This is a genomic window from Aeromonas sp. 2692-1, assembly GCF_013085505.1.
Lineage (GTDB): Bacteria > Pseudomonadota > Gammaproteobacteria > Enterobacterales > Aeromonadaceae > Aeromonas > Aeromonas hydrophila.
This window is the reverse complement of sequence record NZ_CP038513.1, coordinates 2,511,013-2,534,939: the sequence shown is the minus strand read 5'-3', so window position 1 is coordinate 2,534,939 and position 23,927 is coordinate 2,511,013. Positions and strand designations below refer to the sequence as shown.

Sequence of the window (23,927 nt, the reverse complement as noted above, 5' to 3'; positions counted from 1 at the left end):
CTGCGCTCTAAATATTGGTTATCTTGGGTTTGCGTTACTCACTAGCTGACGCGTACCGGGTTACCTTGGGCCAGTTCGCTGCGCACCTGCTCTTCTACCTGTGCCAGCCAGGCTTTCAGATCCTGCTCTGATTCAATCAGCGGCTTGGGCAGCGAGATATGGCGCACCTTGGGTTTGAGTAGGGTAACTGCATCGCTCAGGGCCTTATCAAAATAAGAGGTCAAGGCTGAAATTCGATCGTTCCACCCCTGCCAGGAGCAGTTATCCAGGCTCTGCTGCACTTCTTGCAAGTTACCCAGTTTGAGTGCTGGCAACTTGGCAATGCCGTACTTGGTGAGCAGTTGACTCTGCTGATCGCCGGTGAGCTTGGCCCAACTTGGGTCACTGTCGAGTTCGCGGTAGCAGGCCTGGTACTCCTGCTCATAGCGGTCACAGTGCGCCATGATGGCATTACGCAACGCGTCTATGGCTTTGTTGAGTAGCGGCTGCACCGGGGAAGGGCTTTGAAGCAGGGTACGACCGGCACGCAGCGCCTCGCACTCTTGATTCAGCTCAGCAAACACCGCCAGTTCACGGCAGTAGGGCAGCAGACCTTGCAGGTTGTCCCACTGCTCTTTGCGCTCGGCCACCAGCTCAAGCTGTGCTTTCCAGCTCTCGTATTCGGCTTGCAGCGCCTCTTTGCTTTCAAACGCGGCGAGCAGTTGATCATTGCCCGAGAGCACCAATAGCTCATCGAGTTGCTGGGTTGAGGGGGGCAGTGGCAAGGGAGCCTCGCCCCCGAGACGGCGAGCCAGCGCCTTGGCCTGTTGTAATGCCTCGGCAAGCTTGCTGCTCTCTTCCCCGGCGTTACAACTCACCCCCAAGCTGTTGATCAGGCTGCGCACCTTGATCAATTGTACCTTGCCGATGGTGGCTGTTTCGGGGCGGAACTGGGTCGGGCCGACCTGGGCACGCTCCAGGCTGCGCGCATCGGTGGCGTTGAGTTTGGCATCGCTGGCTTTGAGTACGCCAGCAGCCAACATAGCAAAGAGTGCTCCATCGATAGCATCACGGGACCAGCCGTAAGGGGCTTTACCAAAGTGTTCGCGCACTTCACTGCCGGTTTTCATCACTCCGATAAACTTTCTGATCTCACGGCAGACCGGGTGGTTTTGCGCCTCACCCTGGTGGCCAATCGCCTCTAGCGCATCGGCATCCCCCTGGCTGGCACGGGTGTAGACCTTGGCCCACTCCTTGTGATCGGCCATATCGAAGTTGCGATAGAGGCGCACGCAGGCCGTTTCGGCCCCAGCTTGCAGTTGCGCCACCAAGGTATCGCCTCCCACTTCACTGCCACCAGAGAGGCGCAGCCACATCATCCCTTCCATCTCAGCGGTCAAGCGTTTGACCTCGGCTTCGGCATTGCGCTGGCTCGACATCATAGCGGCACGGGCCTCTTTACCCGCTTCGGTCACCACCGCATTTTGTTTGACGTCCAGGGTCATGGTGGCCGCCTGTTTCTCAACGATGGCGGCGTTAAGCTTGCTCTTACCCTCTGAGGGGATATAAAGATAAAGGGTGCCATTATCAGCGCTATCTGCGCGCGCCAAATCTTGCAGTTGCCGCTCCGGTAATCCCGGTGCCCAGACGTAGAGCTTCTCTTGTGCATCATTGGGCAACTCATCATCGAACGCAACATTCAGGGTGCGCCCCTCTGCCACCTGGCCTTGGGTAAGGCGCACTTGGCTGACCAACTTACGCACTATGGTGTGCACCAATTGATTGCGCAGGCCATCGAGTCGTGCTGGATCGGCACGGAGCTCCGCTTGCTGCTGGCGATACATGTCATACCAAGCCTGGCTCTCGGCCGTTTGCAGGCGATACTCAACGCCACTTGCAGACTGCACCGCCATGATCAGCGAGGCCTTTTCCAACGCTTGCAGCGCCGCATTGACTCGTGGCCGCAGGTCGTGTTTCTCATTCTCCAAATCTTCGATCAGCAAGTCAGCCAGGGTTTCTGCACTGGCGTGAATGCCGTAGTCAATTTCGCTCGGCAATTTGCTGATCATCAGGATGAGGGAGAGGATCCGCCCCTGCAGGATCTCTTCAGGCGAGCCATCTTTGAGCTTGCCAATCTCGGCATAGATCTCTTGCCCCACCACTCCGCTATTGACCAGATCGTTGACGATTTGATCGTAAATAAAATCGGCCGGGATCAGACAGCCAAGCGGCTTTTCTGCCCCATAACGGGTTGCCTCATGGGTGATACGCAGTTGATTACGCAGCTGTGAGCCGGTGCCGGTTTTATCCAGCGCGGGCAGCAACTTTTCCCAGAAACGGCGACGCACCGGCAGCAGCGGATAGTCAGCCACCATCCACTGTTCGTCATCACGCTGATGTTCAAACTTAGAGCCCCGCAGATGGCGGCTGATCTCGCCCAAATTTTTCTGGATCAGTGCCTCGACAGCGCCCTTGGCACTCTCTTTTTTCTGCAGGATCACTTTGCGGATCACGGCATCCACATCGGTATCGGCCAGTTGCACTGTCACCACGAAACGGCCCATCAGTCGCTGCAGGTTGGGCGTGTCGCTCAGCGCACTTTGCCCGGTGGCGACAAATAGCAGGCGCGATTTAAAGCGGCTCGCCTTGCAGCAGGTTTCAATCACCTCTTGCACATCAAAGGCGCGGTCTTCATCTCCGCCCACATACTGCTGCACCTCATCAAGCACGATCAGCGTGAGCGGCAGCTGACCATTGCGCTCCAGGGCATCCATGACCGCATCGACCATCTCGTCGTTGGTGATGTCTTTGACCTCTGGGAACTGTGCACGCAGTACCTTGGACATGTCTGGGGCGTTGGTGGCCAAATCACCGAAATGGGGCAACAGTGCCTGAGCCATCACAGGAGAGACGTAGAGATTACGCAGTTCTCTTTGCCAAGGGTCTTGATCTGCTGCTGCTTTACCATGCAGCCTGACGTACTGCTGCACGGCATCGAGTACCCCTTGGGATTTCAACCACATCACAAAGCGGGCCAGGTGGTATTGCTCTGGCAACCCGACCGATTTGAAGATGATAGAGAGAAACGCCAGGCGCACATTGCCACGCTTGCCCGCTCCCAGGGTACCCGAAGCGGCATGCAAGCCCTGATACTGATGAGAGAGCTCGGCAAGCTTGGCAAACTGCTCGCGAATGCCTGCTGGGAGATCGGCCAGGCTCAAGGGATCGGCACCATCAGAGAAGCGTTGATTGGTCCAGAAGGTGCGTAGCATCTTGGCCAAGTGAGATTTACCCGATCCGTAGAAACCGCTGATCCAGACACCTGACTGCTCAACCTTGGCGTCTAGCTTGCTCAGATAGGCCGCCAGAATTTTCTGCATGCCCGCCTCATAGGCGCCATCACAGACAAAGGTTTTAAGCTCATAACGCAGGGTAGCGAAGGACTCGGCACTCTGATCATCGTTGACGACAGCCACACCGTTGTTGGCCAACTCAGATTGCAGCGGATCGTTACTGTAAATCTCTCTATTTAGCATCCCGTAATTCCTTGTTGTTATTCGTTATGGTGACAGATGGCGGTGGCGTGATACCCCCACCCATCCTTGGCATCTAACAGACTAAAGTTGTTGTCGTGATATTCGCCGGGGAAGAAGACCACCAGCTTACCTTTTACCACTGGAGAGAGCGCCTTCACTAACCCAGAAACAGAGGCGAAGCCAAAAAGAGTACCAGTACCCAGCAGGGCCACTACATCGTTGCTCCCCAGGGTTTTATCGACTTCCTCTTTCAGACGCTCGGCCAGCTCTTCGGCAAAAAATTCATAACTGCCCACTAGCAGCTCCGGCTCGGCGAAATAGGCGTCTGCATAGTCGTGTTCCCCCATCCACTTGGGGAAGGCATCTGTGATATCCAACAACTGCCAACGGTGACCATGCTGCTCAACGGCCAGTTGAAATTCAGTGACCCGAGCCCGCAGCTTTAACTCATCTTCTTTGTGGTACACCACAAAGACAGCGCGCTCTTCGGCAGATAGCACCGAACGCCAAGGCACCGAGATATAAGTGGTAAAACGCTTAATCAGTTTTGAGAGGCGATCACCCATGCTCTCGTTCTCCTCAAGATGCTGGCGCTATTGGCCAGAGGGGGAAGCGGATTTCGACAATGCCACTAGCCTGCTTGTAGGTAATTACGCCATGCAGCGATGCCATGTAGGCCAGCTCATATCCCTCTGCCGGATCCAGGCTTAGCAGTTGAAACCATGGAGTCTGAAACAACCCTTGTCCGGCACGCCCTTCACAGTGACCGAGAAAGAGTGCAAATGCCGCATTGACATAGGTCACGACCGGACTGGTTCTTACCTTTTTGTATTTGCCTTGCAGGAACCCGGCGTGCGTCCAACTGCCGTTGATATTCTGGGCAAACGAGCGCAGGGAAGCCGGGCTGAAACGGTTAGGGTCGGGGGCGGCTAAAACGTGTTCCACCTGTTCACGTTCCAGTACGTCTCCCAACGGGGTCGTACTAATCAACGACTGGGTCTGCCTTAATAACGGGTCCCTGGCCAGCGCAAGTTGCAAGGTCAACAGAGGTTGAGCCTCTTCACTTCGCTCCCATAGCTGGCGAAACACGTGAAACAAAGGGATCTCCGGGGAGATACCATACAGATCGACCAGGTGGCGGAACGTCAACTTGCGGGCATTGTCGCTGCTTTTATGCAGCACGTTGTAAAGCTCGATATCTTGCTGATAGTCATGCCGGGGTGCCTGCTCAGGGCGACCATCCAGCAGCGTTTTTAGCTCGCTATACATCAAGCTTCTAGCCGAGTGGGCACCATTTTTACCAAATTTAAAGCCCAGCTTAACCAGGTGTTCTTCGCTACTCATAAATGCTCTATTGACCCTAACGGCGCTCAGTTCATGCTATCAAAGGAGCGTCATTCTACCCCTCAGAGGGCGATTGCTCTATGAAGCCAGGTCACCAAAATCACTTATTTCTATTGTTCGACCAAAATGCATCCAACAGGCAGGTTTCCAGCTAAACCTCGCGTAAATAGAGTGATCATTTCCCCATCAACAACGAAGGGGGTCAGCTATCTCCGGTACACTTCAGACGCGCCAACGCATCGACTCTGCAAACTGTGCCGTCGGACACTCGCAGATTACCGAGGCTATCCTCACGCCAAGTTACTCGCTCACCGGTTTTGAGGTTGCTGCCGCGCATATTGCCCAACGTGTCTTCACGGTAAGTGGTGCCATCACTCCCTTTGAGGTTACCCAAGGAATCGGTGCGCCAGGTGATGCCCGTGCCCGAGTCCTTGATATTGCCGAGCGTATCCTCACGCAGAGTGCCCTGTTTGCCATCGTTACACTGATAGCGGGTATGACCCAACGCATCTTCCCGATAGGTGCAGTCGGTAGCAAATGCTGTTGATTGCAGTAGACCTAGCAGCAAAGCGGCCAGCGGCAATTGGCGCGCTGCTACCCGAAACCCGGTTCGGTTACTCATCAAATACCCTCTCTGATGTGAACTCGGCTGACTATACCGGGCCTGCCGCGCAGCTTCGATACTGGGGTTTTGCACATGTCGTGTTTTCAGGCAGGAATGCGATTTACCATCGCCATTCTGGCCTTGAAGTGAGCTCGTGAATGGTGGTGGTCTGCCCATCAACCTCGGTAAAGGGGTAACCGGTCTCCAGAACCATGCCCAGCGCATAAAGATCGCAACACGGGCAGATCGCATAAACCTCTCTGCCCTTCGCCAGCACACTCGCAGGAATTGATTTAATCGATGGGTGAAACTCACGTTGTATCTCGAGCAGTGTCTCATGGCTAATGTCTACCCGAGGGGTGTCACACTGTTTGCAGCTATCACCCACTTTCAAATATCGTTTCATATTTCTGCTTTCCTGCTAAATAAGTTATCGATGCGGGCCCGGGATCAATCCCTGTCTTGATTCATAATCAACCGCAACCGCTTGGCCAAACGGTCCGCACAAACAGGATCCAGATCCTGATTGAAATAGACTTTGGTTATTCCCATCAAATATGCGGATAAATCGCCCCAGCTCCCTTGTTGAGCCAGGGTAGCAAGCGTTGTGATGTGGTCGTCATATTCGCTCCGGCACTCGTCGAGCCCGCTGACAAAGGCGGGATCCCAATGATTCAGCAGACAGTGGCGAATCACCTCACATTGATCTGGTGTCAATGACACGGGGGGATAACGACCTGCAAGTTGATTGAACAACGCCATCATTGCCACCACCCCCTCCTGACCGAACGCCATGGTGCCCAGGTATTCAAAGTTGCGTTCATGCAACTGATGCGGCGTTTCATCATTCCACCAACAGTAGGCCACCAACTCCCCTTGGGTACTCGCCGCGTTGTAATCGACACACACCACCTTATCGCTCAGTGGAGCCGGGAGCCCTGTCAGTGTGTAGTGACCAATAACAACCGGGGTTTCGATCACCGAATTACGATGCGCTTCTGCCAGAGGCACAGAGGGAATAGCACTTACCATCTCGGGTTGCACTTGAGCTAGATCGCGGTAAGTCTTGGCCTCTTCACACCACCACTTGATACGGACCCGGTGACGCTCGGTGCCGGATTTATCCAAGAAGCTGTAACCTTGCGGCAATGCCAACTCTGGTCCCTTGAGCAAGGTTTCACACAGCTGATACAGCTCGTGTCGCTCGTCGAAGGCATCGGGCCAATGCTCAGCCTTCAGGCTGTTGTCCTCGTTGAGATATGGCCGGATCCTTTGGATGGCGCCCTCGCGCCAACAGGCATGAATAGCCCTGACATGGCCGAAGTCATGAAAGAGGGGTTGCGTCATAAACCAGTGGATCCAGGCCTGATGTTGCTCGCTCCCCTCCTCCACATCATCTAGAAAACGCTGGTGTTGTTTGCGGTTGTTATCGCTGTGGCGACGAAGCGGCAAGCCTGTTTCGGGGTGACGTAGCGCCCAACCCACCGCATTAAATTCATGGTTGCCCATCACGCAACAGGCAAGTTCCTTCTCACACAGGGCCTTAACCATGGTCAACACCCCTTGATGATCTATCTCATGCCCTGGCCCGTTATCGATCAAATCGCCGAGAAAAACCAATTTACGACGCTCTTGGTGTGGATCCGGAATAAAATCAAGATGCTCTAGCAGAGCACGTAACTTCCCATATTGCCCATGAATGTCGCCGATAAAAATCAAATGTTGTCGCGTCATGAACTACCTAAAATCTGGCGGTGAAGAAGATTGAGCAATGGAAAGTGAAATGGCAGATGATCCAGCCCGAGATCCAATAACCCCCAATCAAACCACCAATAGTTGAGAAAATCTCTGCAATATCATGGCAACAAGACCACTGCGCACAGCATCATAGAGAAGGTTGTCGCAAAAACGATCCATCCGAATTAGTGCGGTCAACATGCAGCAGCAGTCGAGCCTGGACCAGGTCGCAATCACGGCACTCTGTGCCTGCTCTTGCTCTGCTGGTGTCAGAGATGACTGCAGTGCCATTACAACGCTGGCTTGCGGCCAATCCAAACCCGTTGGCTGCATGATTCCCAGCTCATAGCAGGCAGAAGCGAGCACCAACGTCTGCTCATCCTCACTCTGATCCACCACACCTTGCATACGTATAACCAGTTCGGCCAATTCACAGTTCTGAGGCAAGCGACAGGTATTTGCGTCATGTAGAGTCAGTGCCATATTAGAAATCTTGTCATACCAGGCTAAACGCTCACGCCAACTAGCCGGGATTCCATCTTCGCCATAATAGGCACCGGCCAGTTGGCCATAGATGGCAGCGACAGTGTCGGCATCATCCCCTAGATTGGCAGCCAGCAAAGCACCTTCGGCAAATGTAGTGCTATGCCAGAAACTCCATAGTGCCGCCTCCAGGCTGTGCACAACATAACCACTACTGGAAATCTCGTAGCGTGTCTTGTGGCGATAAGTTCCACACGCGATCGCGTCTATCTCCTCCGGCAATACTCCCAACGCACTCAACTCAGACTCAGTCAGTTTCAGCACCGCATCTTTGCCAGCATCTTGGGAGGGATCGATGAGCAACGCCTTATCAATAAACAGTGCCATCAACTGACACGCCGCAACGGCTCGAGCCTCACCATGGGTAGTGCGAGAACTCAGTGCAACCATATTCAAGAGATATTGCAGAGCATTCTCTCTTTGCACCCTATGCTGACTGTAAAAGAGAACAATGGGAGCTAATCGCATCAAGCTGCCGTTTCCTGCACTCATGGCATCCTCACTGCCGGGATAAGGGTCGCCACTTTGACCATACTGCCGTAGTGCCCTTCTGACGGTACTACCGATGTCAAAGCAATAACCTGTCACTGAGTTTTCACCCTGCCGATACCAACGTTGATAGCGAGCTAACTGATCGAGTGGCTCATGACGATGACATGCCAACAGGCTGTCAGCCAAGCACAACGCCATGCTGGTATCATCGGTCCATTGACCAGCTTCCAGCTTAAATGGCCCCCCCCCATCATATCTGTCAATGCCGTGTAACTATCACGGGGAGCGAACTCTAGGGTTGTACCCAATGCATCGCCAATAGCCAGGCCAAGCAGGCATCCTTTGGAGGCACTCTGTCTGTTTTTCATACGTGTAATGTCCATGGAAGAGAGAATCGCCCCGGATTTTCTGGACACTCCGTTGCTGAAAAATGAACTGCCTTTCAAACTCTACCGGCGACAGCCCATCACTGGAACTTTGATGCCTAATTTGGTTGTAAAACATCTCGATATAATCAAATACAGCTGCGGGCTTCGTCTCTTGTCGGGTAAATCCTGAGCTTGATCCGCTCCCGTTTCAACAACTGAAAGAAATTCTCGGCAACAGCGTTGTCGTGACAGCTGTCACTGTTGGCTCATACTACAGCTCAGATTGTGAGTCTTTAGGAAGTCCTGCCATTCACCACCGGTAAACTGGCTGCCCTGACCCGAAAGCACAAGTACCGACTGCTTTGGCTTGCGCCGCCAGACAGTCATCAATAGTACATCAACCGCCAAGTGTACCGTCATGCGTGGCTTCATCGCCCAACAGACGATCTGGCGAGAGAACAGATCGAGTACCATCGCCAAGTAGAGCCACTCTTCTTGAGTGCGGAATACCATCTCCATACATAGGCGTGAATGTCCGTTATAGTAATCCCCCTGAAAACAGAGGGACTAGCGTATTTAAATGACACTAAATAAACCATTATAAATCAGCTATTGTCAACAGCTGCAACATGGCGTCATCATAGCTTTCAGTTTCAGACAGGCGAATCGCCTGCTTCAATAACATAGACTCAAATAAATTTCTGGCAAGACGGCCATTCGCGAACTTGTCGGTGGAATTTCTGCAGTTTGAAAATTTATCAAGTAATGCCATTTCCAGTTCTTTCTCTATTGAGTAGTCATTTTTTTCAGCCATTATCTTGACTATGTTGACCAATTCTTCGTCATTGTAATCATCGAACTCAATGAAAAAGTTGAACCGAGACTTAAGACCAGGGTTCATATTCAAAAACTGCTCCATCTCGTCTTTATAACCTGCAACAATAATCACAATATCGTCACGATACTTTTCCATGGCAACCATGAGAGTTTCAATTACAACCTTGCCGAAGTCATTCTTTTCGCCAGCTAAAGCATATGCTTCATCAATGAAGAGAACCCCGCCCTTGGCTTCTTCCAGAATTTTACTGGTAGTTTTTTCTGATTCTCCAATGTATTCTCCGACGAGATCTGAACGCTTAACCTCTCTGAATCCTCCTTGGCTCACCAATCCATAAGCTTTGAATAACCTGCCAATAATTCCGGCTACTGTTGTTTTTCCTGTTCCTGGGTTACCAGTGAAAACGATATGCCTACCAACTGAAACCGACTCCAGGCCCAAATTTTTTCTTTTCTGTTGAATGGCACTGAAGGCAATAAGTTCTTTTATTTTACTTTTAACGCCAGCCAAACCAACAATATTATTTAGCTCACTCTGAATCGATGATATTTCATCATGCACAACATTGGCAACTTTATTTGTATTAGATGATGCTCCACATAAATTACAGAGTGCTGTTATAGATGCCTGCTTGCCCTGATATTTTATATCAAAAAATGAACACAACGTTTTAATATCAGTAAAGGTTAGGCTATTTAAAGCTTGCGATAGAGACAGCGAATCGAGCACTCGTTCAATTAATTCATGCTTGTTTCCGGCACCAGTGAAGCCATTCGCCCTAAGAATAAATTGCAGGTCAGATTTATGGAGTTGCTCTAATAGTTCAAAAGAAACCATATAACTTCCTTATTTGTGAATGTGATTACATAAAAAACGAGGTGTATGCATATCTATCCGGCCAGGTTGGCACACATTACTGTCCATGGTCTAGTTTTTCAATAACAGTGAAAAAACATTTGAATATCTAAGGATGAACGCTTTGGTTGACATTTTTCTAATTGAGAGGCGGCAAGCAGAGCGTGCCCACTTGCCCCATGTCAGGTTTGATTAGCCTTGGCAAACCATCGAGCTACCCTGCAAAAAGCCTATCGGCCTGGCATTACCACGCTCTCGGCCTGCGATCAGTTTCTTCAGGATCCGCAGAATTTCGGCTGCTCCCAGCTTGCGCCTTTGCAGGCGCTGGCGGCGCTTGAGAACGGCTATATCACCGAGGGTCACGGCCCCCAGACCGGGCAGGGATGAGCCGAGCTCGCGCAGGGTCGTTTTATCGACACAGCCTTCCAATGCGCCATGGAGTTGGGCCGGCAGCAGCGGACAGAGTTCAAGCTGGTAGTCAAAACGCCGGGTAACCGCCGTATCGAGACGATCGAGAAAATTGGTTGCCACCACCAGCATGCCATCGAAGTGCTCTATCTGCTGCAACAGCTCGTTGACCTGGCTGGTTTCCCAGCTCTGGTGATGGCTGCGGCGGTCCGTCAACAGGCTGTCTACCTCATCGAGAAACAAGATGGCATTACGCTCTCTGGCCTCGGCAAATGCCAGCGCCATCGCCTGTTCGGATTCACCCACATATTTGTGTAGCAGTTCCGACCCCAGCTTCTGTACCACCTCGCAGCCAAGCTGCTTGCCCAGGTGATGAACCAGCGCCGTTTTGCCGGTACCCGGCAGGCCATGCAGCAAGATCCGCCCCTCTCTTGCCTGGTTGAGTGATGCCATCAGCTCGGCGATATCGATATCCTGCAGGAGCTGGCCGTCACGTCCTCGCAGGTTGAGCAGCTCTGCGTCAAATTCCCCATCCATCCGGTAAGCGCAAGCCGCCTCATTTGTCCCAGATTTCCCCCCTGCCCTTTTTCCAATCGGATTGCGGGAGCACTCATCCGACTCGATGCTAAATGCCCGCTCACGCTGATCCAGCCAGTGCTCAATGGCATCTGCGGCATCCTTGCGCTTGAGCCCGAGAGTGCGCATCAGATTGGCCACTCTCTGGATATCGGCCTGTGACAACCAGGTACGCTCAGCCCAGTGCACGATCTGCTGCTGCGTGATCCCGAGGCCCCGCACGGCCTTGGTAAACAAGCGGATGCGGGTGTCGGGATTGGGAAACTCGAATTGCTGCAACCAGTTGAAGCGGCGCAGACAGGCGGCATCAATACTCGCCACATCATTGGTGGTCCAGATGACCGGGACCGGGTTATCTTCGAGCTGTTGGTGGCGCCTGTTTTTGGAGATGGTGCCGCTCATCAGGAGATCGTCCCCCTCATCGATCAGTAACATGCAGTTTCCATTTCGCCCAAGCAGGCGCTGCGCCAGCAGCAATTCACCCACCCTGCTCTGCATCCCATTTCGGCGATAGGCTCGGGCATCCTCTTCGCTGCGCAAGGTGTAGAGTGTCAGGTTGGCCAGCCCTGCCAGCAGACAGGCAAGCTGCGTCTTGCCGGTGCCCGGTTTTCCCCATAGCAGGGCATTCCAGCCTGACGGCATCTGCTGATCCAGCATGCCAGCATGCTCAACCAGGGCACCCAGCTGCATATGGCCGTAATCTTCCAGCGTCAGCTGACTGGAGGCATCTCCTCGAGCACATCGGAGATCAACTCAACTGGTTTTTCCAGCGTCTGGGTAAGCAGCTTTTCGGCCAACAGCAGATCCATGTTGATATTCACCCCCAGCAAAGAGTCCGCCTCACGATAGAGAAAAGCGACCTCGCCCATCCAGTTGGCACCGCTGAGGTAGTGACGCAGTGCCTCTAGCGAAAAGCCTATCATCGCCGCCAGCAGCGGCAAGCGGCTACCCTGTCTTTCGGCATAACCGGCCTCTTCAATCACCTGCTGCAGACCACGATGCAAGGTGTAGATAGCGATGAAGCGCAAGAGGGCCAGGCTGAGGGGCGAGTCTTCACCGGCCTGCCGATCGAGCAACTCGCAGTTGTGCCAGAGACAGGCGGGTTTGGGGGCGGCGGCACGGGTCTTGAGTAACTTCAGCAATGCCTGCCGGCTGGCGAGATCCTGGGGGCTCAGCTCAAACTCCCCAAGTTGGTGGGGCTCCATCTCGCGCATCTGCGGGTACATGGTGGGAATGGTGCGCAGCAGTTGCCAAAGATAACCGCATGCTACCCCATTGAGGGCCGAACTTTTTATGTTTGCTGTCATGATATGCCTCTCTCACCAACCGATGCAGCCAGATGACCGTTCTGGTGCCCATTAAAGCGCGCACCAGGGCAATGAACGATACTGAACGTATAAACATGTAACAAAAACAGGCAGACCCCTCGTTTGCATTGGCAATCGGGGCATTGACCTATTCAGGGAAGCGAGTATGTATCAGGGCCGGTTCCCAGGCCTTAAGGGGTGAGCCAAAAGATGGCGATAGAGACGGCGCCCCCAGTAGCGTGACACCCGCCCCACCTTGGGGCCTGTGACCTCAATCAATGAGCTGAATGCTGGTTGATCGGGGGCGGATGGTGCAAGCGACATTCGTACCCATCCAAGCACTCTCTTTCTCCGAGGAGAGCAGAGCCGAAACAGCGCCTGCCGTCCACGCAAGATGTCATTCAACATTGTTTGCGACCAGAGTTCGCATCTGCGCGGGTTCATTCGTGCGCAGGCAGCATCCAACTCTGGCCAACTCGCCACCTGCTGTAACCAAGGCGTTTGCAGATGGCTTAATCGCTTGGCTGAGTCCGGTAAAGGGTGCTGTTCGTCCAGCTTGAGTCGCTCACACAGATACTGAAACTGGTAAGTCCTGTCATCTGCCTGCTCCACCTTTAGGACCGTATCTGAAACCTCTGCCAGCCCCACCATATTCCGCAACGCCTGCCAGCTACCAGGAAATCGCCCCGCTCGAGCCAACGCTAGGGCAGGGTCGAGTAGACGACTGAGCCATAACCCATCGTCATCATGATGTGGTAACGAGCGAATCAGTACACTGCCGGTAAGCTCGGGCGCATGAAACCGCAGGAACAGCTGCACGGGGCCAATTCTCGGCTCATGACGCAGGGCCAGATAGGCCTCGGGTTCCTGATATAGAAAGAGCCGTAGATAATCACGCTGCCATTCGATGGCAAGATTGAGCCGCAGGCGGTCAAGAAAACGCAACAAACTGCGGCGCGGCGCCAACCCCATAGCGTGCAACAACGCACGCTGCCCACAGGCTGCGTGTTTCACGATGGGTAAATTGTCTTGCGGCCAATATAGCGCCGCCAAAAACAGCAAGATGGGCCTGAGTTTGAGCAGCTCGGCACAAGACGCATGCTGTCGTGCCAACGACAAGAGCCGCAAGGCCAGCTCACCATAAGGGGCTGCCGCCCCCTTTAGCTCATCGGGTATGCCGGCCAGAAAATGATCTGGTAGATGGGAGAGTGGCAGCGGCAGATGGGCATCCTGATATTCCGCACTTCCTGCACTCTGGCTGAGGCAGCGCAGCCCCACCTGCCAGTTTTCGACCAACAAGCTGGTACCAATTTCCTCAATTTCATATCGCAATGCCATACGTCCCCCTCCCTTTCCTCACTGGAAACAACCACCTTGTCGCGTATCCACTCATACCCGGTCTTTGAAGACAGTTCGATTACCAATAATGATCTCAGTCACCCTCAAACAAGGTTGGTGGTGTGCTCTGCCCATCACACCTGAGCAGACCCTGGGAGTTGGTGCGGCAAACGGTGCCATCAGAAGCGCGCAGAGTCCCGAAGCTGTCTTTGCACCAAGTGATGCCGATGCCAGAGTCTTTGATATTGCCGAGCGTATTCTCGCGCTAGGCACCGCGCTTGCCATCGTCACACTGATAACGAGTATTGCCCAACGCATCTTCCCGATAGGTGCAACTGGCTGCCAGCACTACCAGGGGCAATAGCCCCCGCAGCGCCACCAACAATACCCGGCGCACAGCTCCCGGTAAGCAAGTTTGACCGTTCATCATCCAACGCCTCCCTTAGGTGGTGGAAGTCAGCTTGACTATACCCATCCCCCTTGGCTGCTTCGATACTGGGATTTTGCACATGTCGTGTTTTCAGGCAGGCGCTATACCTCGTTAAGATCTGTGAGAACAACGACACTCATCAAGATTCAGGCATGGTATAGTGGACCAAAATGAAACTTGTTTTAGTTTGAGGAATGCCATGCCAATTCCCCCTCCCCCGACGACATTTCGCTGCCCTCAATGCGGCTGGCACAAGACGGTTGCCCCCAAGAGTGACGTACTGGTGCGTGGCCATAGCTGGTTCGAAGCATGCCCCGAGTGTAACCATGCACCACCTGAACAAGCGCCGGCCACCCTGGTGGATCTGACCATCGCTAAGCTGAAGGATGTCATCCGAAAGTAACCGCTGTTATTACCCCTTGCTATTCCAGCCAGTTCGTCAAAAGTCCGTTGAGGTCGCAGAGATACCGTGTGCTGGGGTCATGGTTACAGAAGCTAGCTATTCATCTGATTGAGAAGGAGATCGTCATTGAATTTTGAACAGTTGAAAACCCGTCACCGGGCGCTGCGTGAACACTCTCCCAGCAACCTCAACCTGCGAGTTCATCGTGCCTTAAGCTGGCTGCAACGCGCTGAAATGGCCGAAGATGAAGATGGCCGCTTTATCTTTCTCTGGATTGCGTTCAATGCGGCTTATGCCACTGAAATCGATGACGATCGTCGCCTCTCCGAACAGGAAACCTTTAAAGGCTTTCTGGAGAAACTGTGCGAACTGGATGAGCACAGGCAGATCGAGCAGCTCGTGTGGCAGGAGTTTTCTGGGAGTATCCGTATTTTGCTGGATACCCCTTTTGTACTACAAGGCTTCTGGGATTTTCACAGTGGCAAGATAAGCGAAGCACTGTGGAAGGAACGACTGGCACAGGGCAAGAAGATGGCGACACTAGCGCTCGCCAGCGGCAACACACCACAGTTACTGGGTGTGGTGTTTAACCGCCTCTATACCTTGCGCAACCAGTTGATCCATGGCGGTGCGACCTGGAACAGCTCGGTCAATCGCAAACAACTGAAGGATTGTGCCAACCTGCTCGGCAAGCTTATCCCGGTGATCATCGAGCTGATGATGGCCCATCCACAAACCCTGTGGGGGGACGCCTGTTATCCGGTGGTAGAAATGACGAGTTAGTCCGCCACTAAGGGGTTACGGAGCTCGGCCTAATCCGCCAGGTAAAAAGCTCCCGCCAACATGCCATACACAACGCGCACTCGGATATCTGCCCCCAGCAGTGCACCAAGCAGGGCTTCGCCATCTTGCAGGGTGTCGCTATGCCAAAAACACCAGAGCGCCGCTTCGACCACATCGAGCCAATTGCCTCGGCCAAGCTGATTACGTGATTTTCGGCGCCAACTCCCCCGCACCACAGCACCGGTGTTGGGGGACTGGGCGGCCAGCGCTCTTTGCTCCATCACACTGAGGGTTAGCCCGTCCAGTTTGGCCTGTGCACTGCCACGGCCTCCCCTCAACAGCTTGTCGAGCTGCAATGCCAATAACCGCATGGCATCACCACATGCAAGAGTCATATCTTCATCCAACAATGCAGCAGCCCCAGCCATCAGTTGCTCCCGCCCTTGATAGATGGGCAGAACAGTACGATCCAACCGATGCCGATCAATATGCAAAGCCAAACGCGTCAATCTACGCAGCTCAATACCGTGAGGCGTTCCCTCGGCCTCCGTAAATGACATAACGCCCAATCGACCCTCTTCTTCTGCAATCACAGTCACAAGTTCGCCGACCTGCTCGGCTGGCAGCAGGCAACAGATACCCATGATCAGAGGCATTGCCGCCGGATCCAATATCAGATTTGAATTCATAGAACCTCAGTGACGATGGTGTTTGAAATAAGTGATGCGGTTGCTGACGGTAACGATGTCGCCACCTGGCCAAATCAGGTAGTGGCGATGCGGGTGTTAGCACTTTGGAGTATCAGAGCACCTCCTGCTTGCGGTTTCCTGAGCGCGAAATGCTTGGGATAAAATACTTTCTGCTCCCTGTAATACTTGCCCCTGCCAAACATGAGCAGAGAGCCTATGGCTGTAGCGACAATCCCCCTTAATGGCACATGGCACAAAGCTTGACAGTGATGGGTTAGAACCAGCTTGCCGTTCATGACATACTCTCTTGACGCCGCTTTAGATGGACTCATTATATGTAGCCTGTATACTCATGCCGATACTGGTTACATACACATGTCGCATTTTGGAGCACATATGGCACCCAAAGAGCTCACCTGGGATCAAACCCTGCGTTTTCGTCTGCTGGAAATCGTGTTGCAGTGGGAGGGACGGCTGACCACCAATCATTTGATGACCGCCTTCAATATCGGCCGCCAACAGGCATCACGGGATATCAACCACTACCTGACCCACTACTCGCCGGAGGGGTTGGTCTATGACAAAAGTCTGAGGGGATATAAACCCACTGAGCAATTTGTGCCCCGCTTTAGTGAAGGCAAAGTGAATGAGTATCTGATACTGCTGCATCGGGAGAAGCAATATCAGCGCCAGCACGAATCAGGGGTTCTGACCCTACCCTTGATGGACCTGCGCTACGGCCACATAGAGATCCTGGATGTGCCAAACCGCCATATTGATCCGAAGATCGTACGTGGTTTGGTGCAAGCGGCTCGAGGCCAGTTACGGGTAGATGTGGACTATGTCTCACTGAGTTCAGAAGAGCAGAGCGGCCGCAATATCGTGCCTCACACCCTGGTCTATGACGGGATCCGCTGGCATGTGCGGGCCTACTGCGAGAAGAAAGGGGAATATCTGGATTTTGTGATGAGCCGTTTTCGCGGAGAACCGGATCTGCTGGATGCCTCTCCTCACGGCCGTGATCAGGACATAGAGTGGAATACCCGAGTCACTGCAGTGGTCATCCCCAACCCAGGCCTCAGCGAAGGGCAGCAGGCCATCATTGCCAACGACTATGCAATGACCGGGAACAAGCTGTTGATCAACCAACGCATACCCTTAGCACATTACGCGCTGGAGCGTATGCAGGTGAGCTACAACGGCGAGCATAAGCTCCATCCCCTACTTTACCCACTGGTGCTGGCAAATCGGGATGAGCTCATCCAGCAAGGCTGTACCTTCAAGCTCAAGAGCGCGGATTTGCAAATTTAAAAATGCAAAGGGCGCTTGGCTCCATAACGAAAGATGTTGAGATAGAGAGAGGCTCCCGGCACTGCCGGGAGCCTCTTCATTCAGGTTATAGGATTTAGATTGTGCTGAGTCGAGTCAGCAATTCATCATAATCGGCCAACTCCTGCTCCTTGTGCTGCAAGCCTTGGCGTACTTGATCCAGTTCTGACCGAAGATCCCGGGTCAGCTCCTCCTTAAGAGAGGTCTGCAACGCTTCCAACTGAGCCAGCACCTGATTGATCCCCTTATCCAACTGTTTTTCCAATCGGTCAAAGACATTTCCCAACGCTTCGTCCAGATAGCGGCGAAGCCTCTCCATCTCGTCACGTTCCTTGATCTGACCCGAGAAGGGGATGATCGAGGTGGCATCCCCAAGCGAGAGCCTCAGGGTCGGCATCGACAGGCGATTGATGGCCCCCTCCAGGGTGCTCCTGAACAGCGCGGGATCGAAGTGATCGCTCTTGGTATCCAGATGCTTGAGCAGAGTCTTGCGCAAACTACTTTTAAGCTCGTGTGGGGAGATGAGACGGTTGATATGACTTCGCATCTGATCAGCACACTGAGCACCGAAGTCACGCACCTGTTCTATGGCATCGGCCGCATTGAGATAGTCATAGCTAACAGTGTCGGTATAGTACTCGGTTCTGGTGCTACCCCAAGTCCAGGGTTTATACCAGGTCGAATCGCTAACCTTGTATGATCTGGTCACCTCTTTGGTGCCGCTGCGAGTCTGGATATTTCTGAAGCGACCGCGATCACGGGCCAATTGCGACAGCATTTCCCCGCTATCCTTGCGCGCCCTTGCTGTCACACTTTCGACAATGGCTTTAAGCTCATCGGCGATGGCCGAAAGTCGCTGATCGCAGTTTTGCTGCTGCAGTGCCAGCGACTGCAGATCCTGGGTCTTAAGCAGGTGGATACGCTGCTTGATCCGCTCGGCAAAACCATTGCGCCACTCGATAAGGCGCTCTTGTATCTCTTGTTCAAAACCCTGCCGTTGCAGCTCCAGCAGCGGCAGGCGATCACAGCGTGCCTGTTGATAGGCCGCTTTCAGCGCATCGAAGTTCGCCAGGCGTTGCCATTGTTCGGTTGTGATGGGCTCATCCCAGCACTCCTCGGCCATCTCCTGCAACTTTCTGTGGGTATGGCGCATGCTGTCACCCCAACGTACCTCAGGCCAAGTGGCGAAACCGTAGGCAAAGGTGCTGGCAAACACCGGCAGTGCTAATTGCTCCAGCACCTTGGCGCGCGCATCTTGCCCCCGCTCGCGGCTCTTTGTTACCAGTTCGGTCACTGTCTCCGCAGCCCCCCGCTGCAGTCGACGGCGGATATTGTTGTCGGTTTCATCCAGCGAGCTGCGATCGTAACCATCATCGAGGATGGCCGAATCAAACTGCCCCGCAACCAACACTAGCCGCTTCACCCCCTTGCCCGGCAGTTGTTCGCCTAGTAGTCCCACATCCGACTTGTCGAGGAACTGGCTGCAGCGGGATAGAAAGAAGACCACATCACAGTTGGCCATATAGTCGCGGGTCTTCTGGGAACGACTTTGCACCGGATCGTTCAAGCCCGGAGTATCGACCACCTCAAACCCTTTGAGCTGCTCATCGGGCAGGGTCAGCATGGTGGACTTGACCAGAGCGGTGTAACGACCATTGTTACCGGCATACTGATTAAGCAGTCCCTGCAACCCCGCCAGATCGTCGGCATAGAAGGTCTCACAATGTTCTTCGCCACCCATTCTTTGCCAGTGCTGCGTCAGATCAATCCCGGATGCCTGCCCCATGGCCACCAGCTCACGGGCGACCTTGCTCTTGTCCCCTTCCCCTGCTTGATTGGCCTGGCTCACAATCTCGTTCCACTCCTGCTGGCTGTAATATTCCACCTGCAGGCTGTAACGCTCGCCATAGACCACCTTGGTCAGATTCGCTGTCTTGGGTGTGGCTGCCTCAGGCAGGATCGGGCGACCATCAAACAGCAGAGCGTTAAGAAAAGTACTCTTGCCCGCCTTGACCTGTCCCATAATACCAATATTGAGGGTCTGCTCCTGCATCTGCCAACGGGAGAGCTTGCTCTGATAATCGGTGTAAATGCCTTTTAACCCTTCTTGTTCTTGTTCAAAGCGGGCTAATATAGATTTCTGATGGGAAAGAAATTTAAATGTTTCCATCTATTCAAAAGTATCCTGTGCATCTAAGACTTAATAAAGATGTGTGACAACACTTGCAAGTGTTAATATAGTCACAGCACAATAGCTATTATATTTCTTCACTATCAAAAAACCTACACCAAGTTGATAAGCCATTTGGATATGGAATCATACACAACGCCGGAGCCTTTCCCCCAAAAGACCAAAGTTTACTAGAGAAATTTTTTATTGGAGCATATATGCTTACTAACAGACCTCGTGGAAACCTCACTTTATTCACACAGTAATAATAATTGTAACTGATGCCGGCATCTGAAAAGTAACTAGATATTGAACCACCCGTGTAAAACTCATTTTCATTATAAATCTTACCTGGTTTAAGCGAAAAAGAGATGCAATTAAAATTGCTAAGAATATCTCTATCAGATTTAAGAACACATTCTGCGTAAACTATTTCATGCAAGTCAACATTGGTTTCATATATTGACAGGGGTTTCCCTTGAGTTAAGTAACCGAACCAAAACACGAGGTTTTTTGCTTCACGCTCAGTAACCCCTAAAACTGTAAACTGTTGTTCTATAAGTGTAATCTTGGTAGAATCGAGAGGGCTATCAATACGCAGCAGCACCAGTAGATCGAATAGATAAGCTTTGGTCCTTTCTTTGTCCTCTCTTAAATAAAGCAGAATTTCTTTGAGCTCGTTATGCTCCAGGGCATTGGCTTGCTGCATATAGAAGCTGGCCGAATGATCGGTCTCCATAGAGGTGATCAGCATATCGAACAAGCGGCTGCGAGCCTCACTCAATGCTCCTACCTCTAACAAATTGGCCGCCAGCAAGGTGAGATAACGATCTCGCGCCAAGGGCGTTTCGTTCGATAAATAATGCTCATCTAGGGGATCAATCTCAGGTCGGACCCTATCCAACATCTGTAATAGTTTATTCATTTAATCAATTCCTTCTGGAGTGCGTCAGGCTTGCAGCACCTGTAAGGTAGTAGCAAGGGGGGTATCACGGCACAGCAAATATTCACGTCGTGCTAGAGGCATATCTTGAATTAGGAACAGCCACTGCTTGGCAGCGTGCTTATTTCGGCGTAACAGATGATCACGATGCTCCAAAGGTTGCTTACGAGTTAGCGGCAGCCAGAATAAGGAATCCCATTCTGTCGCAGGAATATCCCACTCCCTCATCAATTGCCAGAGCATATCCGAGAGCTGAATAGAGCCAAGATCCAGCAGACTTAGGGCATCCGGCTCCGGCAGCGCAATGCCGACCCTATCCCCTATCTGTTTAAGTTGGGTAAAGAAGCGGTCCTGAAGATCGGCCAGTGTCTGCGCCAGTTGCTCCAACTGTTCGAGCTCGCCCTTGCAATTGCGCTGCACACTGTCGATATCGACCTGCACGTCGCCATCATCGCTCAGGGCGAGGATGCGGTTGAACTTAGCCAGCAGCCGCTGCGCCTCCTGACGTTCCTCGTCAATAAAACGTTGATAGCCCATAAACTGGCGCTTGAACTGCTTGGCAAAACCCAGCTCCCGGCTCGCCTCATTCCATTGAGCAAAGTAGTCCATCAGTGGCCCCGCATTGAAGCCGGTACGGGGACGGGTCGAGAATGGGAGCACATCGAGTACCGATAGACCGCGTTTGGCCAGCGTTTCCCTCACCAACTGCACTATATTGGCAATCTCTTCCGGCGGGTGCTTGTCGGCGCGGCTCACCACGATCAGCTTAGGAATGGCGCGATCGAGAGAGGCGAGGAACGCAATATCCTCCTCGGTGATGGTGCCCTTGTCGGCCGGCACCAGCCAGAGGATAAACTGGGCACTGCTGAGCTGGGTTCTGGCTACATTAGAATCCGTCCGTTCGCCACTCGCCTCATCCGCCTTGCTGTAACCCGGCGTATCTAACAGGGTCAGATTGGCCCACGGCAGTGCTGGGTGAGCGACTACCACCGACTTGAGCAGAGTGCTCACCTGACTACCATACCGCTCCTTTTCATCATGAGTGATGGTACGAAACTGGGCATAAGTGAGGGAGACCTTGCGGTTGAAATGATTAATGGCATGCACCCCAACCTCTTCCCCCAGCCCCTGCACCAGATAGGTAGGCAGCGAGGTGGTCGGGGTCAGCTCAGTCGCCAGACACTTGCGATCACCTATCAGCGCATTGATCAGCGACGACTTGCCGGCACTGAAACTCCCGCCCAGCCCGACCACCACCTTGCTGGGGAGTTCGGGGTACTCACAAAACTCCCGAAAACGCACCATCTCTTGGCGAAGGGCATGGAGCAGATCGGCAAAATTGTCCGGGCTTCCCCTGCGAGCCAGCGCTGGCAGCTCATGCTCGATCAATTGCTCAAGGCACTGCAACTGCCCTTCCAACTGCAGCTCCGCTCCCTGGGGGGCGGCGTCACAGACCTGGCAAAGCAGGGCATAGCGCTCGCGAAGGGTTTGCTCATCGAGCAACAACCTAGTGTTATCACTCATGACCAAACGCTTTCACCTTGGTTAACAGAGCAGCCAGCTCGGCATGCTCTTGCTGCAAACGGGCCTTGTTGGCATTATCGTTGGCCTGCTCGCTAGCCAGTTGCTCGGCCAATTGCGCCAGGGACTGCTGAAAATTGCGCAACTCGCGCTCGGCTTCTCCCTTGACCGTGGAGATCACCTGCTCAATGCCCTTCGCCAGCGCCTGCTCAATTGGATCTTTAACCTGAGCAAGGCAATCAGGGATCAAGTTGCGGAGCACATATTGACGCGCTTCTTCCCGCTGTTCCCGTCTCGCCACCTCTTTGGCGGCATTATCAAACAGCGAACCCAGGATGGTTTTGAGGATTGGGGCAAAGATCATCAGTGCCGGAATACGGGTCAATGCTGCCATGACCAGTGGCAATAGATTGCCGATCACATCCTTGAGCAAACCGCCATTCACACTATTGAGCTGGAAGTTATGGTCAAAACTCAGCTCACCGAATTCTCCCTCCGTCAGGCGCTCAAGCTGACTCAGCTTGCTGCTGATAAGCGGTTTGAGCCGCTCCTCCACGCCAGTGGCATAAGCCATGCGTAGCGCAGTCCCTACCACGCCATTGATATCCCCGTGGTGGAGCAGATGGCCTGCCAGGGTGTCGAGTTGCGAGTTGAGCCGGCTAGCAAACTGATCGCAAACAAACGCCGCTAAGGTGATGACCTGGGACTGCAACTGCTGTTGGGTCTGTTGGAGATCCTGCTGGAGACGCTCCTTATCCTGATGGAGTTGTGCCTGCTTGCCCTTAATCTGCTCGATGGTGAAGTTCTCGCTGTTGAGCAGCTTGTTCAGATGGGTCATCAAGGTTTCAAGATGTCGCTCAAATTGGCTGCCGACACGTTGATGGAAGAATTGCTGGTTAAGAGGAATGATCTCTTGTAACGCATTGGCCCACTCCTGTGGCTGTTTGCGTTGAGCTTTGCTGACCGAGAGCAGAGGTATGCCGGTAATGGATTCGATCTCACCCTGTACCTGAGCCAGTACGCTGGCAACATCTTCCGGCGTCTTCTTATCGCATTTGGTCAGAATCAACATCATCGGCTTCTTATAAATGGCCAGCTCTTCGATGATCTTTTTAAGGCTGCTTTTGAGTCCCCCCTCATCGACACTGACCACGACGCAATAGGCAGAGCTGCGCTCAAGATAGTTGTCGATAGCATTGGAATGTTGCTCAATACCGGACTCCCAACCCGGCATATCAACCAGGGTCATTCCCCCCAGCTTGGCAAGTACTGGTGAGGGTGTGGCGACCTCTACCCAACTGCTGGCAGTGATCTCGCCAAACGCCTGCGCTTTAAGGGCTTCGCGATCAAGACAGACATCTGACCTATTGGAATGATGCAGCGTGATGGCTTCAGACTCCGCATGGCGAAGCTCGGTCGGCAGACAGGTCTCCGGATTGACCGCGACCGATAGCAGGCTATCACCCAGCAAGAAGTTGATAAGAGAGGACTTGCCAGCGCTGAATGAGCCTATAAGGGGAAGGCGAACCGAAAACTGGTTTAACTCGACCTCCAATGCCGCCAGCTCCTCAGTAGGGAACTCGTGGGCAGACCAGAGCACCTGGAGACGGGGAAGACTTTCCTTGAGAAATACCTGTTCGTTGAGCATATGAACCTCATAATTTATAGATGGCGACTTATCGCTCTAACCCATTGACGAACATACGATAAGCGTCTTGTGGAACCATCATACAG

19 protein-coding genes and 2 pseudogenes are annotated in these 23,927 nt (G+C 53.1%); 2 read left to right on the top strand and 19 right to left on the bottom strand.

The window, feature by feature from the left end; translation table 11 throughout:
- Positions 1-41: 41 nt before the first annotated feature.
- The 14 genes and pseudogenes from brxC to E5E97_RS23530 form a co-directional block, all read right to left on the bottom strand.
- Complete coding sequence (gene brxC / locus E5E97_RS12155) at positions 42-3,515, bottom strand: BREX system P-loop protein BrxC (RefSeq protein ID WP_171280306.1); 3,474 nt, start codon at positions 3,513-3,515, stop codon at positions 42-44.
- Between the two features lie 17 nt (positions 3,516-3,532).
- On the bottom strand, positions 3,533-4,081 hold the full coding sequence (locus tag E5E97_RS12150; protein ID WP_171280305.1) for a BREX protein BrxB domain-containing protein: 549 nt from the start codon (positions 4,079-4,081) through the stop codon (positions 3,533-3,535).
- A 13-nt stretch (positions 4,082-4,094) separates the two neighbouring features.
- Positions 4,095-4,859: a hypothetical protein gene (locus tag E5E97_RS12145; RefSeq protein ID WP_171280304.1), complete on the bottom strand. Its 765-nt coding sequence runs from the start codon at positions 4,857-4,859 to the stop codon at positions 4,095-4,097.
- 202 nt (positions 4,860-5,061) lie between these two features.
- Positions 5,062-5,481 (bottom strand): hypothetical protein, encoded by a 420-nt coding sequence (locus E5E97_RS12140; RefSeq protein ID WP_203133982.1) that lies wholly within the window; start codon positions 5,479-5,481, stop codon positions 5,062-5,064.
- A 103-nt stretch (positions 5,482-5,584) separates the two neighbouring features.
- Positions 5,585-5,869 carry a hypothetical protein gene (locus E5E97_RS12135; RefSeq protein WP_171280303.1) on the bottom strand — a complete coding sequence of 95 codons (285 nt, stop codon included), beginning with the start codon at positions 5,867-5,869 and terminating at the stop codon, positions 5,585-5,587.
- 44 nt (positions 5,870-5,913) lie between these two features.
- Positions 5,914-7,197: a metallophosphoesterase gene (locus E5E97_RS12130; protein WP_238427638.1), complete on the bottom strand. Its 1,284-nt coding sequence runs from the start codon at positions 7,195-7,197 to the stop codon at positions 5,914-5,916.
- A gap of 87 nt (positions 7,198-7,284) precedes the next feature.
- Positions 7,285-7,608 (bottom strand): DUF6508 domain-containing protein, encoded by a 324-nt coding sequence (locus E5E97_RS23765; protein ID WP_339354940.1) that lies wholly within the window; start codon positions 7,606-7,608, stop codon positions 7,285-7,287.
- A gap of 177 nt (positions 7,609-7,785) precedes the next feature.
- A pseudogene (locus E5E97_RS23760) lies at positions 7,786-8,603 on the bottom strand (ADP-ribosylglycohydrolase family protein); the annotation flags it as partial.
- A 43-nt stretch (positions 8,604-8,646) separates the two neighbouring features.
- Positions 8,647-9,107, bottom strand: a pseudogene (locus tag E5E97_RS12120) (IS3 family transposase); the annotation flags it as partial.
- A 94-nt stretch (positions 9,108-9,201) separates the two neighbouring features.
- Positions 9,202-10,278, bottom strand: coding sequence for an AAA family ATPase (locus E5E97_RS12115; protein ID WP_171280302.1), 1,077 nt, complete (start codon positions 10,276-10,278; stop codon positions 9,202-9,204).
- Positions 10,279-10,488: 210 nt separating this feature from the next.
- Positions 10,489-11,937, bottom strand: a complete 1,449-nt coding sequence (locus E5E97_RS12110) for an ATP-binding protein (protein WP_171280301.1) — start codon at positions 11,935-11,937, stop codon at positions 10,489-10,491.
- Positions 11,938-11,990: 53 nt separating this feature from the next.
- Complete coding sequence (locus tag E5E97_RS12105; RefSeq protein WP_171280300.1) at positions 11,991-12,587, bottom strand: hypothetical protein; 597 nt, start codon at positions 12,585-12,587, stop codon at positions 11,991-11,993.
- A 171-nt stretch (positions 12,588-12,758) separates the two neighbouring features.
- A complete protein-coding gene (locus tag E5E97_RS12100) occupies positions 12,759-13,925 on the bottom strand; it encodes a hypothetical protein (protein ID WP_171280299.1) in 1,167 nt (388 codons plus the stop codon).
- Between the two features lie 265 nt (positions 13,926-14,190).
- Entirely contained in the window at positions 14,191-14,352 is a 162-nt protein-coding gene (locus tag E5E97_RS23530) for a hypothetical protein (protein WP_238427639.1), read from the bottom strand.
- Positions 14,353-14,884: 532 nt separating this feature from the next.
- On the opposite strand from E5E97_RS23530, the gene E5E97_RS12090 reads away from it, so the two are divergent.
- Complete coding sequence (locus E5E97_RS12090) at positions 14,885-15,541, top strand: HEPN domain-containing protein (protein WP_171280298.1); 657 nt, start codon at positions 14,885-14,887, stop codon at positions 15,539-15,541.
- 29 nt (positions 15,542-15,570) lie between these two features.
- On the opposite strand, the gene E5E97_RS23525 is transcribed toward E5E97_RS12090, so the two are convergent.
- On the bottom strand, positions 15,571-16,230 hold the full coding sequence (locus E5E97_RS23525; RefSeq protein WP_238427640.1) for an ADP-ribosylglycohydrolase: 660 nt from the start codon (positions 16,228-16,230) through the stop codon (positions 15,571-15,573).
- Positions 16,231-16,626: 396 nt separating this feature from the next.
- Between E5E97_RS23525 and E5E97_RS12080 the strand changes: the two genes are divergently transcribed.
- On the top strand, positions 16,627-17,541 hold the full coding sequence (locus E5E97_RS12080) for a WYL domain-containing protein (protein WP_171280297.1): 915 nt from the start codon (positions 16,627-16,629) through the stop codon (positions 17,539-17,541).
- Between the two features lie 94 nt (positions 17,542-17,635).
- Here the strand turns inward: E5E97_RS12080 and E5E97_RS12075 are convergent, their stop codons facing one another.
- The 4 genes from E5E97_RS12075 to E5E97_RS12060 form a co-directional block, all read right to left on the bottom strand.
- Positions 17,636-19,729, bottom strand: a complete 2,094-nt coding sequence (locus E5E97_RS12075; protein ID WP_171280296.1) for a dynamin family protein — start codon at positions 19,727-19,729, stop codon at positions 17,636-17,638.
- Between the two features lie 88 nt (positions 19,730-19,817).
- The gene (locus E5E97_RS12070; protein WP_171280295.1) at positions 19,818-20,654 is read right to left on the bottom strand and encodes a hypothetical protein; all 837 of its coding nucleotides are present in this window, start codon (positions 20,652-20,654) and stop codon (positions 19,818-19,820) included.
- Between the two features lie 24 nt (positions 20,655-20,678).
- Entirely contained in the window at positions 20,679-22,196 is a 1,518-nt protein-coding gene (locus E5E97_RS12065; RefSeq protein WP_171280294.1) for a dynamin family protein, read from the bottom strand.
- Positions 22,189-23,841, bottom strand: a complete 1,653-nt coding sequence (locus E5E97_RS12060) for a dynamin family protein (protein ID WP_171280293.1) — start codon at positions 23,839-23,841, stop codon at positions 22,189-22,191. Before E5E97_RS12060 ends, E5E97_RS12065 begins: the two co-directional genes overlap by 8 nt.
- Positions 23,842-23,927: the final 86 nt, after the last annotated feature.